The 2427-nt window shown below is 63.7% G+C and carries 4 protein-coding genes; 2 read left to right on the top strand and 2 right to left on the bottom strand.

Annotated features, from left to right (window positions below; all coding sequences use genetic code 11):
* Window positions 1-229 (top strand): GMC oxidoreductase (locus tag VE759_RS02495; RefSeq protein WP_324927910.1); only part of this gene is annotated, 229 nt, incomplete at its 5' end.
* 354 nt (window positions 230-583) lie between these two features.
* Complete coding sequence (locus tag VE759_RS02500) at window positions 584-1465, top strand: fumarylacetoacetate hydrolase family protein (protein ID WP_324927912.1); 882 nt, start codon at window positions 584-586, stop codon at window positions 1463-1465.
* Window positions 1466-1617: 152 nt separating this feature from the next.
* On the opposite strand, the gene VE759_RS02505 is transcribed toward VE759_RS02500, so the two are convergent.
* The gene (locus tag VE759_RS02505) at window positions 1618-2076 is read right to left on the bottom strand and encodes a nuclear transport factor 2 family protein (RefSeq protein ID WP_324927914.1); all 459 of its coding nucleotides are present in this window, start codon (window positions 2074-2076) and stop codon (window positions 1618-1620) included.
* 51 nt (window positions 2077-2127) lie between these two features.
* A partial coding sequence (locus VE759_RS02510) for an alpha/beta hydrolase (RefSeq protein ID WP_324927916.1) occupies window positions 2128-2427 on the bottom strand: 300 nt, incomplete at its 5' end.

Consider the following 2427-nt stretch of genomic DNA (forward strand, 5'->3'; position numbering starts at 1 on the left):
CTACCTCCGTGACGCGGCGTTAACCTACTGGCATCACGTCGGCACGGCCAAGATGGGCAACGACACCATGTCGGTTGTCGACGGCAGCCTCAAGGTATACGGCGTCGATGGCCTTCGCATCGCCGACGCCTCCATCATGCCCCGGATCACCACGGGCAACACCATGGCACCGTGCGTGGTGATCGGGGAACGCGCAGCAGAACTGCTCACCGGCGCGCACCGCCAATGACGACATAGCAGGAGAAACGTCCAATACCGAGGACACCGTGATCCTGGTCCGGGTGATCGGGGCAGAACATCAACTTCACCGACGACGACCGCGTCCATCAGCGCCGGCCGGGGGCGCCGGACTGTCCACCGGCAGATTCGAATGCGGGCTGAGCGATTAACACTGAGGTGAGGTCATTGAATGGCCGGCGGTCCGGACGTGTTTGCACCGGCTTGTCGGCGGTCGAACGAGAGGATGTCTTCATGGCGGAGCACCTCGTCGCCGCCATAAGGCGGCCCGTGGCCTTTCCGAGCTCATCCAGACGGACTGGCACGACAGCCGCCGACACGCTCCCATGCCAGAGACAGCGAACCAATGAAGATCGTTGTTTACGACGATGAGGCCGGGCGCCCGGCGGTCGGTGTCCGCCTCGATGACGGCGTGCTGCCCACCGGCCACGCCGACCTCGCGGCGCTGATCGAAGCCGGCCCGCGCGAGCTCGACCGGTTGCGCCAATCGAGTGAGAGTCCAAGTCACATAGTGCATCCGAGGCGGTTTAGGGCGCCGATATCGCCGACATCCACACTGCTGTTGGCCGGCGGCAACTACGCCGACCATCTCGCCGAAACCGGCCTGCATCCCACCGAGCCGGTCTTCTTTTCCAAACTGCGGTCGGCGGTCATCGGTCCCGACGATCCGATCCGGATCCCCACGCCTGAGACGCACACCGACTGGGAAGCCGAACTGTGCGTCATCATCAGCAAGCCCGCCTACCGGGTGCCCGCCGAGCGGGCGCACGAATACATTTTCGGCTACACGATGATTAACGACGTCAGCGCGCGCGACGTGATGGAGCGCGAGCCGTTGCAGATCACGCTGTGCAAGTGTCCGGACACCTTCTGCCCCCTTGGCCCGCACATCTTAACGGCCGACGAAGTACCCGATGTCAACACAACACCTCTCGAGATCAGCACCCGGGTCAACGGCGTGTACAAACAGCGGACCACGACCGACACCATGATCTATTCCATCCCAACACTTTTGGAGTTTCTGACCCGCACTGTCACGCTTGCGCCGGGTGACCTGATGAGTAGTGGCACCGCGGGCGGCACAGGTGTCGGCCGCACACCTCAGGAGTTCCTCCACCCCGGCGACACCATCACGGTCGGAGTGACTGGGATTGGAGACCTCAGCAATCCCGTTGTCGCGGGATGGCCAGAACACAGGGCTGGGCCAACGACTGACTCGCCGCGATGAGGCTGCGGGGAGTCGGCCGAGGTGCCTAGCACCAGCACGGACGGAGGCCTTCGCCGAGTCCATGCTGCCGGCCGCAACTTCGAAAGCCAGCCAACATGCCGAACCAACTGACCGAGGCCGGATCTGTTCGTAGCGGGCGCCGGCGACCCGTATCATTGGACCGGCAGCAGGATTCCGCGCTCCGCTTCGGGGCGAGGGCCATAAATGCGCCTGTTGCCCGCATCGATCGGGACGTCGTTGATGCTGGCTTCGCGGCGGCACATGAGTCCGTCGCCGGTGAACTCCCATAGCTCGTTGCCGTAACTGCGCCACCATTGCCCGCTGAGGTCACGGGACTCGTACTGGAACCGCACGCCGATGCGGTTTTCCCGGAAGGCCCACAGTTCCTTGCGAAGCGCGTAATCGAGCTCGCGCTGCCACTTCTGGCGCAGGAACTCGATAATCTCGAGGCGCCCCGTGACAAAGCGATCGCGGTTGCGCCACACCGAGTCCTCGGTATAGGCGAGCGCCACCCGTTCGGGATCACATGTATTCCAGGCATCTTCGGCTGCCTGGACCTTCTGTAATGCCTTTTGCATATCGAATGGCGGCAAGGGTGGTATGGCGGTCATGTGGTACGTCCCTTTCGTTGACAAGATCGCGCCGGCCGGGTGAGAGCGGCGTCAGGTGCTGGATACGGATTTCGTCGCGTAGCCTCCTTCCCACCAACTGATCGCCAGCGCCGCATACTCGTCGGCGAAGTCTTCCCAGACGAAGTGGCCGGCGTCGAGAATGTTGAGCTTGCTGTCGGGAAGCCGCGCGTGGAGGAACTCGGCATTGAGCGGTGGTACCAACGGGTCTCGCGCCCCGGCGATGATCTGCACCGGGGTGGCGATGGTGGACAGCAGATCGCCGAGTACACGAAGCGCGGCGGGCAGGCTGCGCACGTAGCGCATCGACTCGACGAGACGGTCTCCGTCGTA

Origin of the sequence: Mycobacterium sp., from assembly GCF_035640695.1 — a bacterium.
In the GTDB taxonomy this organism is placed as follows: domain Bacteria; phylum Actinomycetota; class Actinomycetes; order Mycobacteriales; family Mycobacteriaceae; genus Mycobacterium.

What these genes read in the sequence shown, in the direction of transcription:
- VE759_RS02500 (WP_324927912.1), top strand. Translation starts at nt 584, where the DNA reads ATGAAGATCGTTGTTTACGACGATGAGGCCGGGCGCCCGGCGGTCGGT.
- VE759_RS02505 (WP_324927914.1), bottom strand. Translation starts at nt 2,076, where the DNA reads ATGACCGCCATACCACCCTTGCCGCCATTCGATATGCAAAAGGCATTA.